Annotated in this window: 9 protein-coding genes; 3 read left to right on the top strand and 6 right to left on the bottom strand. The window is 71.8% G+C overall.

Annotated features, from left to right (window positions below; genetic code table 11):
- Positions 1-19 precede the first annotated feature (19 nt).
- Positions 20-931 carry an LLM class flavin-dependent oxidoreductase gene (locus IE265_RS26055; RefSeq protein WP_190038122.1) on the top strand — a complete coding sequence of 304 codons (912 nt, stop codon included), beginning with the start codon at positions 20-22 and terminating at the stop codon, positions 929-931.
- Between the two features lie 177 nt (positions 932-1,108).
- The gene (locus IE265_RS26050; protein ID WP_190038121.1) at positions 1,109-1,996 is read left to right on the top strand and encodes a Cof-type HAD-IIB family hydrolase; all 888 of its coding nucleotides are present in this window, start codon (positions 1,109-1,111) and stop codon (positions 1,994-1,996) included.
- A 183-nt stretch (positions 1,997-2,179) separates the two neighbouring features.
- On the opposite strand, the gene IE265_RS26045 is transcribed toward IE265_RS26050, so the two are convergent.
- From IE265_RS26045 to hisC, 6 genes are all read right to left on the bottom strand, one after another.
- A complete protein-coding gene (locus tag IE265_RS26045; RefSeq protein WP_190038120.1) occupies positions 2,180-3,247 on the bottom strand; it encodes a M23 family metallopeptidase in 1,068 nt (355 codons plus the stop codon).
- A 170-nt stretch (positions 3,248-3,417) separates the two neighbouring features.
- Complete coding sequence (locus IE265_RS26040) at positions 3,418-5,079, bottom strand: GAF domain-containing sensor histidine kinase (protein ID WP_190038119.1); 1,662 nt, start codon at positions 5,077-5,079, stop codon at positions 3,418-3,420.
- 360 nt (positions 5,080-5,439) lie between these two features.
- Complete coding sequence (gene cydD / locus IE265_RS26035; protein ID WP_190038118.1) at positions 5,440-8,937, bottom strand: thiol reductant ABC exporter subunit CydD; 3,498 nt, start codon at positions 8,935-8,937, stop codon at positions 5,440-5,442.
- 102 nt (positions 8,938-9,039) lie between these two features.
- The gene (cydB, locus tag IE265_RS26030) at positions 9,040-10,044 is read right to left on the bottom strand and encodes a cytochrome d ubiquinol oxidase subunit II (protein WP_190038117.1); all 1,005 of its coding nucleotides are present in this window, start codon (positions 10,042-10,044) and stop codon (positions 9,040-9,042) included.
- A 20-nt stretch (positions 10,045-10,064) separates the two neighbouring features.
- A complete protein-coding gene (locus tag IE265_RS26025) occupies positions 10,065-11,573 on the bottom strand; it encodes a cytochrome ubiquinol oxidase subunit I (protein WP_190038116.1) in 1,509 nt (502 codons plus the stop codon).
- A 567-nt stretch (positions 11,574-12,140) separates the two neighbouring features.
- Entirely contained in the window at positions 12,141-13,217 is a 1,077-nt protein-coding gene (gene hisC / locus IE265_RS26020) for a histidinol-phosphate transaminase (RefSeq protein ID WP_190038115.1), read from the bottom strand.
- A gap of 409 nt (positions 13,218-13,626) precedes the next feature.
- Here hisC and IE265_RS26015 point away from each other — a divergent pair, with 409 nt between their 5' ends.
- Positions 13,627-14,739 carry a LacI family DNA-binding transcriptional regulator gene (locus IE265_RS26015; protein ID WP_190038114.1) on the top strand — a complete coding sequence of 371 codons (1,113 nt, stop codon included), beginning with the start codon at positions 13,627-13,629 and terminating at the stop codon, positions 14,737-14,739.
- The last annotated feature ends 101 nt before the right edge of the window (positions 14,740-14,840 follow it).

Genomic DNA, 14,840 nt, shown 5'->3' with positions numbered 1-14,840 from the left:
TGCGCTTAGGCTCTGAATCATGAGTCTGCGCCTGAGCACCGTGATCCTGCCGTACCTCCGCTGGCACGAGGGAGGCCGTGCCACCTGGCAGCGCGCCGAGCAGCTCGGGTTCCACACCGCCTTCACGTACGACCACCTCGCGTGGCGGACTTTCCGCGAGGGGCCCTGGTACGGCGCGGTGCCGACGCTGACCGCCGCCGCGGGAGCCACCGACCGCATGCGCCTCGGCACCCTGGTGACCTCGCCGAACTTCCGGCATCCGGTGCCCCTCGCCAAGGAACTGATCTCCCTCGACGACATCTCCGGCGGCCGGGTCACACTGGGCATCGGAGCAGGCGGCAACGGCTTCGACGCCACCACGCTGCTGGGCGCCGGCGAGGAGCCGTGGACGCCCCGGGAGCGCGCCGACCGCTTCGGGGAGTTCGTGCCGCTGCTCGACCGGCTGCTCACCGAGGACTCCGTGACGTACGAGGGCGCCTTCTACTCGGCGCGCGAGGCCCACAACATCCCGGGCTGCGTCCAGCGCCCCCGGCTGCCGTTCGCGGTGGCCGCCACCGGCCCGCGCGGGCTCCGGCTCGCCGCGTCGTACGGGCAGGCGTGGGTGACGACGGGCGACCCGAAGCTGTTCGAGACGGGTACGCCCGAACAGTCGGTCGACGCCCTGCGCGGACAGACCGAGAAGCTGGCCGCCGCGTGCGAGGCGGTCGGCCGGGACGTGGACGGCCTCGACAAGGTCCTGCTGACGGGCTTCACCCCGGACCGCGGGCGCCCCCTGGAGTCACTCGACGCGTTCGTCGACTTCGCCGGACGGCACATGGAGCTGGGGTTCACGGACATCGTGGTCCACTGGCCCATCCCGGACTCGGATTTCGCGGCGGACGAGAAGGTCTTCGAGCACATCGCGATGGAGGCTGTCGCGCAGCTCGGCTGAGCGGCGGGCGCACCGGGCGCCGGGGCACTCGCCTCGGCGCCAGGCGCGCCGGAGGCGACGGCTGTGGGGGCGCCGCAGCCCGATGCCGTCCCGTACCAGGCGGCGTATGCGGCGAAAGCAGCAGGTGGGAGCCCTCCGCACTCACCTGTGCGGACCGCCGCACGCCCGTGCACGCATATGCGCGAGAATGACCGGGTGACCTCAGCGACCCGACGGCCCGGGACCCCGGCCTCCACTCTCCCGCCCCGCCTGATCGCCACGGATCTCGACGGCACCCTGCTGCGCGACGACAAGTCGGTCTCGCCGCGTACGGTCGCCGCCCTGGCCGCCGCCGAGCAGGCCGGCATCGAGGTCTTCTTCGTGACCGGCCGTCCGGCCCGCTGGATGGACGTCGTCAGCGACCACGTCCACGGGCACGGCCTCGCGATCTGCGGCAACGGCGCCGCCGTGGTCGACCTGCACGGCGGCCCCGGCGCCCACCGCTTCGTCAAGATCCGGGAACTCGCGCGGGAGAACGCGCTCGACGCCGTACGGCTGCTCCGCGACGCCGCGCCCGGCACCGTGGTCGCCGTCGAGCAGACGTACGGCTTCCACCAGGAGCCCGACTACCCGAAGATGCACATGGAGGCGCCCGACACCCTCGCCCCCGCCGAGGAACTCCTCGCGCCGGACGGACCGGGCGCGGGTGAGCCGGTGCTCAAGATCCTTGCGTACCACCACGAGATCGCCCCGGACGACTTCCTGATGACCGCCCGCCTGGCCATCGGCGACCGCGCCAACGTCACCCGCTCCAGCCCCAGCGCACTCCTGGAGATCAGCGGACCCGGCGTGTCCAAGGCCAGCACGCTGGCGCTGTGCTGCGCCGAGCGCGGCATCTCGCACGAGGAGGTCGTCGCCTTCGGGGACATGCCGAACGACGTCGAGATGCTCAGCTGGGCCGGCCGTTCCTACGCGATGGGCAACGCCCACCCCGACGTGATCGCCGCGGCCTCCGGACGCACGGTCGCCAACAACGAGGACGGGGTCGCGGTCGTCATCGAGCGGATCCTCGCCGAACACGGATAGCCGCGGCTCCGGGCGGGCCGGGCCGGCCGGCGAGCGGCCTGTGAGCCGGGTTCCCGGGCGACCGGCCTGTGAGCGGGTTTCCGGGCGGTCGACCGGGGACGCGGGTTTCCCGGGCGGTCGGCCGGGGACGGCGGCGGCCCGCTCGCTCGTGCCGCTCAGCGGCGCGCGTTCACGTCCGGCCGTTCACAGGGTCACCCCGCGCTCCGCCATCCACTCCCGCGGATCGACGCCGGAACCGAGCTGAGGCGTCAGCCGCACCTCGAAGTGGAGGTGCGGCCCCGTCGAGTTGCCGGTCGTGCCCGACTGCCCGATCCACTGCCCCGCGGTCACCCGGTCGCCCTGGTCCACGGTGACGGCGGCGAGGTGGGCGTACTGCGTGTAGTAGCCGCCCGGGTGCCGCACGACGACCTCGATGCCGAACGCGCCGCCGCACGACACCTTCACCACGCGCCCCTCGCCGGCCGAACGCACCGGTGTGCCGATGTCCACCGCGAAGTCCTGCCCCGTGTGCCGGCTCGCCCAGCGGTCGCCGCCGCTGCCGAACCCCGCGGAGAGCCGGTACGTCTCCACGGGCGCGACCCACGGCTGCGTGTAGCCCGTCGGCGGCTGGTCGAGACGCACCGCTCCACGGCACGCGCCGGCCGCGACCGAGGCGTCGGCCTGCCCCTGAAGCGTCCACTGGGCCTCCTCCAGCCGCTGCTCGACACCGCGCTTGATCCCGGCGAGCTCCCCCTTGCGCCGCTCCAGCGCCTGCCAGGCCGACGCCGCCTTCGCCTCGTCCGCGGCGAGCCGCGCCTCGGCCCGGCGGCTCTTGCTGATCGTGTTGTCGACCGCCAGGTCCGCCTGCCAGATGGCGTGCTGACCACGCATCAGCTCCTCGGGACTGTCCGCGAGCAGGAGCCGCACGGCGTGCGGCACTCCTCCTCCGGTGCGGTACTGGGCGCGGGCGATCCGGCCCAGCTCCCCGTGCAGGGCGGCGATGTCCCCCCGCTCCCGTTCCAGGAGCCGCTCCAGCCGCTGCGCCCTGGCCCGCTGGACCTCGGCCGCCCGGCGCCCCGCCTCGTACCGCTGCGTCGCCAGGGAGGCCTCCTCGTACAGGCGCACCACCTCGGCACTGGCCCCGGACTCCGGCCCGGCGGCGTCGGCGACACCGTCGGCGTCGCCCGCCGCCGTCGTGGGCCGGACGGCCAGGACGGCCAGCGCGCACAGCAGCACGGGCAGGATCAGCGGGTGGCGTCGGGAGAGGCGCATGACACGGATCGTGTCGCGGGGACGCCCGGCGGGCCTGTTCAAGGGGTGCACCCGGGGGACCGGCGGTCACGGATGGAGCATCGCGCTCGGCCGAACAGGGCACGCCCACCCATGACTTCGGCGGGTCGCCCGACCCGGCCGCCCGCAGCGTGCGTGCGCCCGCGGACGGTTCAGTAGGGCGCCTCCCACACCACCGACGCGCCACCGCCGTTCTCGCCGATCCCCGGGCCGTACCAACTGTCCCCGCCCAGCGACTCCGCCCGTCGTTTCAGGTTCTTCAGCCCGCTGCGGCGGCCGCCCTGCGGGATGCCGACACCGTCGTCCGCGACGGTCAGCCTGACGCCGGCCCGTCCGTCCGGCATCTGCACGGTCGCGTCGACGGTGACGTCGATACGGGAGGCCGCCGCGTGCCGGAACGCGTTGGACAGTGCCTCGCGGAGCGCCGCGATGAGGTTCTTGGCCGTGAGTTCGCCGACGACCGTGTCGACGGGGCCGGCGAAGTGGTGCGAGGGCTTGAAGCCGAGGGGGACGGCCGCCATGTTGCTCTCGCGCAGCACACGGGTCCGCAGACCGGCCGGGACGTCGGCCGGGCCCTGCTGGAGCGCGAAGATGGCCGTGCGGATCTCCTGGATGGTGACGTCCAGTTCGTCGACCGCCTTGCCGACGCCCTTGCGCACCTCGGGCACCAGCGTTCCGCGCTGGGCGCTCTCCAGCATCATGCCGGTGGCGAAGAGCCGCTGGATGACGAGGTCGTGCAGGTCGCGGGCGATCCGGTCACGGTCCTCGTAGACCGCGAGCCGCTCCCTGTCGCGCTGGGCCTCGGCCATCATGAGCGCGAGGGCGGCCTGCGAGGCGAACTGCGTCGCCAGCGTGCGCTCGGCGCCGGAGAACTGCCGCGCCCCCGTGCCCCGGGCCATCAGGAGCGTTCCCAGGACGCGGCCGTCGCTCTGGAGCGGGAGGATCATGGTCGGCCCGTAGCCGCGGGTGAGTTCGGCGTCCAGACGCGGGTCGTCGGCGGCGTCCTCCACGAACACGTCGTGTCCCGCGAGGAGTTGGCTCACGACCTCGCTCTCCGGCGGGACGACCAGGCCCAGGGCCCTCGACGGATGCTCGGACGCCACGGCGACGATCTCCAGACCGCCCGCGGAGGCGGGCAGCAGCACGAGAGCGGCCGCCGCGCCCGAGAGGCGGCGGGCCTGTTCCGCGACGACCTGGAGCGCCTCGTCGGCGTCCCCTCCGGAGAGCAGGGCGGTCGTGACGGCCACGGAACCGTCGATCCAGCGCTCGCGCTGCTTGGCCGCCTCGTAGAGGTGCGCGTTGCGCACCGCGATGCCGGCCTCGCGGGCCAGTACGCGCACCATGTCGAGGTCGTGGTCGTCGAACGGGCCGCCGCTGCGCTTGTCCGCCAGGTAGAGATTGCCGAAGATCTCCCCGTCCACGTGGATGGGGACGCCCAGGAAGCTGCGCATCGGCGGATGGTCCTCGGTGAGCCCGAAGGACTGAGGGTCCGCGTTCAGGTCCGCGAGCCGCAGGGGTTCGGACTCCCGGATCAGTGCCCCGAGCAGCCCCTTCCGGCCGCCGGGCAGGCGCCCGATCAGCCGGGACGCCTCTCCGCCGACACCCTGGTACACGAATTCGGCGAGGCCGTCGCCGTCCTCCGCCACGACCCCGATGGCCGCGTAACTGGCGTCCGCCAGCTCGGCCGCGGTCTCGCAGATCCGCTCCAGCGTGGCGTGCAGTTCCAGCCCGCTCCCCACCGACCGCATCGCCTCCATCAACTGCGGCAGGTCCTCGGGATGAGGGCCGGCTCCGGGAGCCGGTGCTTCTGACATGACCCGAGCCTAGTTAGTACCTTTTGTAATAGGAAGCCGGATTGGTTCGGTTCTCTTCCGTGGGTGCCGCGTGCCCGCGTACGGTCGCGTGCGGCCCCCACGACACGACGCCGCCCGACGCGGCCGACTTCCGGTGGACAGCACGGCTTCCGGGGGAGGACCGCACGGTCTCCGGGCCGCCGGACGGCCTTCGCGCGCCGGACGGCCGCCTCGGACCCGGCAACTCCCCTCAGGCCGCATACCTGCGCCGCACCCTGCCGCCGGACGCCCGGGCCATCTGCGGGGCACCCCGCAGATGGCCCGGCACGCACCACCGGGCCGCGGTGCCGGAGCCCTCTGCCGAGCCCCGGTGGCGGCCGTTCAGCGCACGGCGGCCAGGGCCTCCGTCCGGGCCTCCCGCTCGGACATCTCCCGCAGCGGGCCCTCCTCGTCGACCAGAGCCGCGTGGGGCCCCCGCTGCACGACCCGTCCGCCGGCCAGCACGACCACCTCGTCCACCGCGTCCAGCCCCGCCAGCCGGTGCGTGATCAGCAACGTCGTACGGCCTCGCGTCGCGGCCAGCAGATCGGCGGTGAGAGCGTCGGCGGTCGCCAGGTCCAGATGCTCCGCGGGCTCGTCGAGCACCAGCACGGGGAAGTCGGCCAGCAGCGCGCGGGCCAGCGCGAGCCGCTGCCGCTGCCCGCCCGACAGCCGGGCCCCGTGCTCCCCGATCATGGTGTCGAGCCCGTCGGGCAGGCCGTCCGCCCACTCCAGGAGCCGCACCCGCCCGAGCACGTCCCGCAACGCGTCGTCGGTCGCGTCCTTGCGCGCGAGCAGCAGGTTCTCCCGCACCGAGCTGTCGAAGAGGTGCGCGTCCTGCGCGCACAGCCCGACCAGTCGCCGCACGTCGTCGCCGCCCATGCCGTACGCGTCGGTTCCGCCGAGCGTGTACGTCCCCGAACCCGGGTCCAGGAACCGCAGCAGCACCTGCGCGAGGGTGGTCTTGCCGGAGCCCGACGGCCCCACGACGGCGATGCGGCGCCCGCGGTCGAGCGTCAGGTCCACTCCGGTGAGCGCGTCGCGCTCCTGCCCCGCGTGCCGGGCGGTGAGCCCGCTCACCACGACGGGGAAGGGCGACCCGGGCGCCGCCGCCGGGCGCTCGGGCTCCCGCACGGGCTCGGGCGCGTCGAGAACCTCGTACACGCGTTCCGCGCTCCTGCGCACCCGCTGCCGGTACTGGACGGCGAGCGGCAGGCCGAGAACGGCCTCGAACGCCGCGAGCGGGGTGAGGACGACGACGGCCATCGCCACACCGCTCAGTCGCCCGTCCAGGACCGCCTGGACCCCCACGAGCGCGGTGGCCGCCACGGTGAGTCCGGAGACGAGCGCCGTGAGCCCGTCGCCCAGCGCGGTGGCGGTGGCCGCACGCGAGGCGATCCGGGTCAGCTCGGCGTCGGCCCGCCGCGCCTCGGCGGCGCGTGCGGGCAGGGCTCCGGCGACGGTCAGCTCGGCGGTACCGGTGAGGAGGTCGGCCACCCCGGTCGCGAGCACACCGCGGGCGGGCGCCAGCCTGCGCTCCGCACGGCGGGCGACCGCTCCGGTCACCAGCGGGACCCCCACGCCGGCGGTCAGCAGTCCGGCGGCGAGGACGGCTCCCGCCTCGGGCAGCAGCCAGGCCGTGAACCCGACGGACCCGGCCGACACCACGGCGGCGGCCGCGGCGGGCAGCAGCCAGCGCAGCCAGTAGTCCTGCAGGGCGTCGACGTCGGCGACGAGCCGTGAGAGGAGGTCGCCGCGCCGCGTGTCGCGCAGCCCGGCGGGCGCGAGCCGTTCGAGCCGCCGGTACACGGCGACCCTGGTGTCCGCGAGCATCCGCAGCACGGCGTCGTGCGACACCAGTCGCTCGGCGTACCGGAAGACGGCCCGGCCGATCCCGAACGCACGGGTGGCCGTGACCGCGACCATCAGGTAGAGCACGGGCGGCTGCTGGGAGGCCCTGGAGATCAGCCAGCCGGAGGTGGCCATCAGCCCCACGGCACTGCCGAGCGCGAGGCTGCCCAGCAGGAGCGCCAGCGCGAGCCGTCCCCTGCGGGGCCCGGCCATGGCGCGCACGCGTGCGAGGCCGTCTCGGTGGCCGCCCTCGGCCGCGGGCACCGCTCCCTCGGCGGCGACGGTCTCCGCCGCCACCGGATCGGCGCGGCGCGTCACCGTAGCGCCGCTGACGGAGGTGTCCACGCCGGCGGACTCCGTCTGCTCCAGCCGCACGACCCGGTCCGCGACGTCCAGCAGGGCGGGCCGGTGGACGACGAGGAGCACGGTCCGCCCGACCGCGAGACGGCGGACCGCCTCGACGATCTCGGCCTCGGTCGCCCCGTCCAGCGAAGCGGTCGGCTCGTCCAGGAGCAGGATCGGCCGGTCCGCCAGGAACGCCCTCGCCAGTGCCAGCCGCTGACGCTGCCCGGCGGACAGCCCGGCTCCGCCCTCACCGAGGACCGTCCGCGACCCGTCCGGGAGTGCGTCCACGAAATCCAGGGCCCCGGCCTCGCGCAGGGCGTCACGCACCTCGGCGTCGTCGGCCCCCGGCCGCGCGAGCCGTACGTTGTCGGCAACGGACCCGGCGTAGAGGTGCGGACGCTGCGGCACCCAGGCGATGCGGGAGCGCCACTCCTCGATGTCCACCTCGGCGAGATCGGCTCCCCCGGCGCTCACCCGGCCCGAGGTGGGCTCCACGAAACCCAGCAGCACACTCAGCAGCGTCGACTTGCCCACCCCGCTGGGGCCGACGAGGGCCACCGTCTCCCCGGGCTCGACGGTCAGCGACACCTCCGTGACCGCGTCGGAGGACCGACCCGGGTAGCGCACCGTCACGCCGTCCAGGCGCATCCCCGCGGACCGCGGAGCGGTGGCCGCTCCGGGGGTCCGGACAGGCGTCTCCAGGACGGCGAAGATCTCCTCGGCGGCCGACAGCCCTTCCGCCGCCGCGTGGTACTGCGCTCCCACCTGACGCAGCGGCAGGTACGCCTCGGGGGCGAGGATCAGCACGACCAGGCCGTCGTACAAGGACATCTCGCCGTGGACGAGCCGCATGCCGATCGTCACCGCGACCAGGGCGACCGAGATCGTGGCGAGCAGTTCCAGGGCGAACGACGAGATGAAGGCGATCCGCAGGGTTCGCATCGTCGCCTGCCGGTACTCACCGGTGATCCGCCGGATCGACTCGGCCTGCGCCTTGGCCCGCCCGAAGACCTTCAGGGTGGGGAGGCCGGCGACCACGTCCAGGAAGTGCCCCGAGAGCCGTGACAGCAGCGTCCACTGACGGTCCATCTGGGACTGGGTGACCCAGCCGATGAGCATCATGAACACGGGGATGAGCGGCAGGGTGCCGACGATGATCGCCGCGGACACCCAGTCCTCGGTGACGATCCGGGCCAGTACCGCCACGGGTACGACCACCGCGAGCCCCAACTGCGGCAGATAGCGCGAGAAGTAGTCGTCGAGCGCGTCGACCCCCCGGGTTGCCAGCGCGACGAGCGAGCCGGTGCGCTGCCCGCTCAGCCACCCCGGACCGAGAGCGGCGGCGCGCTCCAGGAGCCGCCCCCGCAGCTCCGACTTGACCGCCGCGCTCGCCCGGTGCGCGGCGAGTTCCGTGAGCCAGGAGACAAGAGCTCGGCCCAGCGCGACGGCCGCCAACAGCAGCAGCGGGGTGCGGAGTTCCGCTACCGCCAACCCCTGCTCGAAGGCGCCGACCACAACTTCGGAGATGAGCATCGCCTGGGCGATGACCAGCACCGCCCCCACGACACCCAGGCCCACCACGGCCATCAGGAAGAAGCGGGTGGCCCGTGCGTATCGCAGCAGTCGCGGGTCAATCGGTTTCACGTGAAACACACCCTTGGGTCGAACAGGGGTGTTTCACGTGAAACACCCACCTCTTCACATCGGGGCTGTTTCACGTGAAACAGCCCCTTGGATTCATCGGTGTCAGTGCACGGACTCGGCGATGTGATGCGTACCGATCCGCTTGCGGAACACCCAGTACGTCCAGCTCTGGTAGAGCAGCACCACCGGCGTGGCGATCGCCGCGCACCAGGTCATGATCTTCAGGGTGTAGGGGCTCGACGAGGCGTTGGTGACGGTCAAGCTCCACTCCTCGTTGAGCGAGGACGGCATCACGTTCGGGAAGAGCGTCAGGAAGAGCATCGCGACGGCGGCCACGATCGTCACTCCGGACAGGGCGAACGCCCAGCCCTCGCGCCCCATCTGGTTCGCCCCGATGGCCGCGACCAGCGCCACCACCGCCACGACCAGCGCCACCAGGCTCTGCCCGTTACCGTTCTCCACCTGCGTCCAGAGGAGGAAGATCAGCGCGAGCACGGCCGTCGTCAGGCCGAGCCACAGCGCCATCGCCCGCGCCCTCTCCCTGATGTCGCCGAGGGTCTTGAGAGCCGCGAACACCGCTCCGTGGAAGGTGAACAGCGTCAACGTGACCAGACCGCCCAGAACGGCGTACGGGTTGAGCAGGTCCCAGAGGTTGCCCACGTACTCCATGTCCTGATCGATCTTCACGCCCCGCACGATGTTGCCGAAGGCCACGCCCCACAGGAACGCGGGCAGCAGCGAGGTCCAGAAGATCGCGGTCTCCCAGTTGCGCTGCCACTGCTCCTCCGGGCGCTTGGCCCGGTACTCGAACGCGACTCCGCGCACGATCAGGCAGACCAGGATCAGCAGCAGCGGCAGGTAGAAGCCGGAGAACAGCGTGGCGTACCACTCGGGGAAGGCAGCGAAGGTCGCGCCGCCGGCCGTGAGCAGCCACACCTCGTTGCCGTCCCAGACGGGCCCGATGGTGTTGATCAGTACCCGCTTCTCGGCCCGGTCCCGGGCGAGCAGCTTCGTGAGGACACCGATTCCGAAGTCGAAGCCCTCCAGGAAGAAGTAGCCGATCCACAGGACGGCGATGAGAACGAACCAGACGTCGTGAAGTTCCATGACTCAGCGGCTCCCTCGGCCTAGTAGGAGAAGGCCATCGGCTTGTCGGCGTCACGAGGGTCGCCGCCGATCTTCGTGGGCGGGTTGAGGTCGGCCTCGGTCAGCTCGGGCGGTCCGGCCTTGATGTACTTCGCGAGCAGCTTGACCTCGATGACGGCGAGAACCGCGTAGAGCGCCGTGAAGACGATCATCGAGGCGAGCACCTCACCCTGCGACACACCGGGGGAGACCGCGTCGCGCGTCTGCAGCACGCCGTAGACGACCCACGGCTGGCGGCCCATCTCGGTGAAGATCCAACCCCAGGAGTTGGCGATCAGCGGGAAGCCCAGCGTCAGGAACGCGATCCGCCAGTACCACTTGGACAGTGACGGGCCGAGGGGCTTGCGGCGGAACAGGACCACGTTCGGCACCTCGTCCTCACCCACCCGCAGATGCTGCGGCAGCAGGAACTTCTTCCTGGTGAGCCACAGTCCGACGACGCCGATGGCGAGCGACGTCATGCCGAAGCCGATCATCCAGCGGAAGCCCCAGTAGGCGACGGGGATGTTGGGCCGGTAGTCGCCCGGACCGAAGCGCTCCTGCTCGGCCTTGTTGACGTCGTTGATGCCGGGCACGTACGAGGTGAAGTCGTCGTTGGCCAGGAAGGACAGCAGACCCGGGATCTCTATGGCGACCTTGTTGTGGCCGGCGTCGACGTCGCCGTAGGCGAAGATCGAGAAGGGCGCGGGCGCCTCGCCGTCCCACAGCGCCTCGGCGGCGGCCATCTTCATCGGCTGCTGCTTGAACATGACCTTGCCGAGGGTGTCACCGCTGATGGCGGTGAGCAGACCGCCGACGATGAGCGTGACCAGCCCCAGGCGCAGCGAGGTCTTCATGACCGGGATGTGCCGCTTGCGCGCCAGGTGGAAGGCCGCGATGCCCGCCATGAAGGCGCCGCCCGTCAGGAAGGCGGCCGAGAGGGTGTGGAAGCCCTGGGCGACCGCCGTGTTCTGACTCAGGACCTGCCAGAAGTCGGTGAGCTCGGCCCGGCCGCGCTCCTCGTTGATCCGGTAGCCGACCGGGTGCTGCATCCATGAGTTGGCCGCGAGGATGAAGTAGGCCGAGAGGATCGTGCCGACCGAGACCATCCAGATGCAGGCGAGATGGATCTTCTTCGGCAGCTTGTCCCAGCCGAAGATCCACAGGCCGATGAAGGTGGACTCGAAGAAGAAGGCGATCAGCGCCTCGAAGGCCAGCGGAGCACCGAAGATGTCACCGACGAAGCGCGAGTAGTCCGACCAGTTCATGCCGAACTGGAACTCCTGCACGATCCCCGTGACCACGCCCATCGCGATATTGATCAGGAAGAGCTTGCCCCAGAACTTCGTCGCCCTGAGGTACTTCTCGTTCTCCGTCCTCACCCAGGCGGTCTGCAGCCCCGCGGTGAGCGCGGCGAGCGAGATCGTGAGCGGGACGAAGAGGAAGTGGTAGACGGTGGTGATACCGAACTGCCATCGCGCCAGCGTCTCTGGCGCCAAAGCCAATTCCACGTCGTCAGTCTCCTTACATCGCTGTGGTGACAGCGGCAGTTTGCCCCGCTCGGAACAAGACATCACGGGACCAACCGGGACACGCTTGTGAACGCGTTCACATTCACAAGCAATTATGACGCATGGCCGTTCGACTGATGACGGGTGGGGGGTCCCTAATGCGGGACGCCCCGGCCCTCGGGCACGAGAGGCCCAGGCCGGGGCGGGTCACGGCGAATCCGGGGTGCTCCACATCACGTGCGGCCCCGTCACCGGGTGGGCCCGCGGGGGCCGAAGAGCCACCCGGGACGGGCGGGACGGGCGGTTCGACGGCCCCGGACGGACAGCTCCCCTGTACGCCCGGCCCGCACCCCGCCGGTGCGACCGCGCCCGCCCCGCCGCCGCGTCCCCGAGTGCTCCCGGCACAGCGCGCCGAGCATTCGGCACCGGGTGGGCGGCCCCGGGCGGGCCCCGGGCGGACTCCGGGTGGGCGCCACTGCCCCGGTCCCGGGCGGGCGCGCCCCGGGCGAACGGGCTCCGCACGCTCGTCCGGGGCCCGGTGGCGAGCCCTCCTCGCCGCCGACTCGGCTACGCCTCCTTGCGGAAGCCCTCCGTCACCTTCAGGAAGATGTCGTTCGCCTCGGTCTCGCCCACCGTCACGCGGACGCCCTCGCCGGCGAACGGCCGCACGACCACTCCGGCCTGCTCGCACGCGGCGGCGAAGTCGAGGGTGCGCTCGCCGAGCCGCAGCCAGACGAAGTTCGCCTGCGAGTCCGGCACCGTCCAGCCCTGACCGCGCAGGACCGCGAGGACCCGGGCCCGCTCGGACACCAGCGAGCCGACCCGGCCGAGCAGCTCGTCCTCGGCCCGCAGCGAGGCGACCGCCGCGTCCTGCGCGAGCTGGCTCACGCCGAAGGGCACGGCCGTCTTGCGCAGCGCCGCCGCCACCGGCTCGTGGGCGATCGCGAAGCCCACCCGGAGCCCGGCGAGGCCGTACGCCTTGGAGAACGTGCGCAGCACGCAGACGTTCGGCCGGTTCCGGTACAGCTCGACCCCGTCCGGCACCTCGACGTCCCGTACGAACTCCCGGTACGCCTCGTCCAGCACCACGAGGACGTCGCTCGGCACCCGGTCGAGGAACCGCTCGAGCTCGGTCCGGCGCACCGCCGTGCCCGTGGGGTTGTTGGGGTTGCAGACGAAGATCAGCCGCGTACGGTCGGTGATCGCCTCGGCCATCGCGTCGAGGTCGTGCACGTCACCCGGCGTCAGCGGTACGCGCACCGAGGTGGCGCCGCTGATCTGGGTGATGATCGGGTACGCCTCGAAGGACCGCCAGGCGTAGATCACCTCGTCGCCCGGACCCGAGGTCGCCTGCAGGAGCTGCTGGGCGACACCGACCGATCCCGTACCGGTGGCGAGGTGCGAGAGCGGCACCCCGAAGCGGTCCGCCAGCTCGTTCATCAGCCCGGTGCACGCCATGTCCGGGTAGCGGTTGAAGGAGCCGGCCGCCGCGGCCATGCTCTCCGTCACGCCGGGCAGCGGCGGGTACGGGTTCTCGTTGGAGGACAGCTTGTAGGCCACCGGGCCGGCCGCGGCGGGCTTCCCCGGCTTGTACGTGGGGATACCCTCCAGCTCGGCTCGCAGCTTGGGGCTCGTCTCGCTCACCGCAGTCCTCCTCGTGATCATCTCCGGCTCACGAACGCCGCCGGCTTCCAATACTGCTCACCTTAAGAGGATTCGCAGCCGGAGCGTATGGCTCGGGACCCACCGCGCACCCACTCCCGGGCATCACCGCACAAGGCGTACGAAACAGGGGGCGCGCTGCCCATCCGCTTTCGCGCCGGTGGCTCACGCCGTGGCGCGCATCCCTCGTGAAGGTGAGTTGAGACCTCTTCGAAACATGGCCCCTTTGGCAGGCCTTTGCGCACCGACGAGTGACGTACTGCCATTGAAACGGTCAACTCCCTTGATTTCGAAGGCAATTGATTGCGAATGACCATGCAGAAACGTGCCTGTCAACGGGTGCATATGCGTCCGCACTACCCCACCGCATGAGCCCTACTATCGGCTCGCCATGACAGCAGCAGGGAAGCACCAGGTGAGCCGGTCGGAGACCTCACGCCGAGGCAGCCGGCCTGGCCGGGCGGGCATCAGAGACGTGGCCGCGGCCGCCGGGGTCTCCATTACGACGGTGTCCGACGCACTCAACGGCAAGGGGCGGCTCCCGGACGCCACCCGACGCCATGTCCGCGAGGTCGCCGACCGGCTGGGCTATCGCCCCTCGGCCGCGGCCCGAACGCTCCGTACCGGAAAGTCGGGCCTCATCGGCCTGACCGTGACGACCTACGGGGATGAACCTTTCACCTTCACGGAGTTCGCGTACTTCGCGGAGATGGCCAGAGCCGCCACGTCGGCCGCGCTCGCACGGGGCTACGCCCTGGTCATCCTCCCCGCGACCTCGCGCCACGACGTGTGGTCGAACGTGGCACTGGACGGGACGGTCGTCATCGACCCCTCCGACCAGGACCCGGTCGTCAGCGAACTGGTCCGCCAGGGGTTACCGGTGGTCTCCGACGGCCGCCCGGCCGGCTCGCTGCCGGTGACCGCGTGGGTGGACAACGACCACGAGGCCGCGGTGCTCGGCATCCTCGACCACCTGGCCGACGCCGGCGCCCGCAGAATCGGTCTGCTGACGGGGACGACCACCGACACGTACACCCGCCTCTCCACGACCGCCTATCTGCGGTGGTGCGAGCGCGTGGGCCAGGATCCGGTGTACGAGGCCTATCCCGCGCACGATCCGTGCGCGGGCGCCGTGGCCGCCGACCGACTGCTCGCCCGGCCCGACCGGCCCGACGCCGTGTACGGACTCTTCGACCCCAACGGCACCGACCTGCTCGCCGCGGCCCGCCGCTACGGCCTGCGCGTACCGGAGGACCTGCTCCTCGTGTGCTGCAGCGAGTCCACCGTCTACGCCACCACCGAGCCGCCCATCACCACGCTCTCACTGAAACCGCGCCGGATCGGCACGGCCGTGGTCCAGCTCCTCATCGACGCGATCGAGGGGGTCGAATCGGACCAACCGGTCGAGCAGGTGATACCGACCGAGCTGATGGTGCGTACCTCGTCCGAGCGACGGTCGCCGCGGACGACCGTCAGTCCGCCCAGGTCGCCGGAGGAGGGGTGACCCCCAGCGGGGAAAGCCCCTCCCAATTCGGGAGAAAACCACGGTGAACTGGGGTTCTGCTTCGATTCACCACCCCTGGGTCATCACATGGCGCGATCCGC

Source organism: Streptomyces fructofermentans (genome assembly GCF_014651055.1).
GTDB lineage: Bacteria > Actinomycetota > Actinomycetes > Streptomycetales > Streptomycetaceae > Streptomyces > Streptomyces fructofermentans.
Note: the sequence above shows the minus strand (reverse complement) of the source record. Positions and strands in the feature narration are given on the sequence as shown.